A 520-nucleotide genomic window follows, 5' to 3' on the forward strand; every position below is an offset into this window, starting at 1 on the left:
ATGCCAGTAAGCATCTCATGATTTTAAATAAAGAATTAAAACAACTAGAAGAAAAACTAACTCTTCAAAGTTCTTCAGATATAAATCAGGAAGCCAATGAAAACCTGGTTTCATTCGGTTTTAGTAAGCAGGATACTACTCTAACCACTAAAAGGGATATTGAGTTGTTTTTATCCCGTGTTTTGTCGATATACAGTTCAAGTAATGTTGGTAACGATAAATTGTTTTACGCATGGCTCGATGAAATGTCGTCACAAATTCGCGTAAGTGCAGTCTCAACAAATCACAATACATTACCATTTCGAACTGAACTAGAGTGTTGTACTTTGGAAGAACTCGCTACTTCTATAAAACGATACGACAGTGGTGCGTTTACTAGTGGTAGTATTAAGATTTTTAAGAGTAGCATATAACAAAACACTAAAGGCGCTCGCGCTGCTCGCTGGGACGCTAACACATAGGCTGCGTCACTTCGTTCCTAATTTTAGCCTATGTGTTATCGCCCCTTAGTGGGGTGTTA

1 protein-coding gene is annotated in these 520 nt (G+C 37.9%); it reads left to right on the plus strand.

Going from position 1 to position 520, the window contains the following annotated elements; all coding sequences use genetic code 11:
- Positions 1–413 (plus strand): hypothetical protein (locus tag GVO62_RS19305; RefSeq protein WP_236547248.1); only part of this gene is annotated, 413 nt, incomplete at its 5' end.
- Positions 414–520: the final 107 nt, after the last annotated feature.

The organism is Alteromonas sp. KUL150 (assembly GCF_009811475.1).
Taxonomy (GTDB): domain Bacteria; phylum Pseudomonadota; class Gammaproteobacteria; order Enterobacterales; family Alteromonadaceae; genus Alteromonas; species Alteromonas gracilis.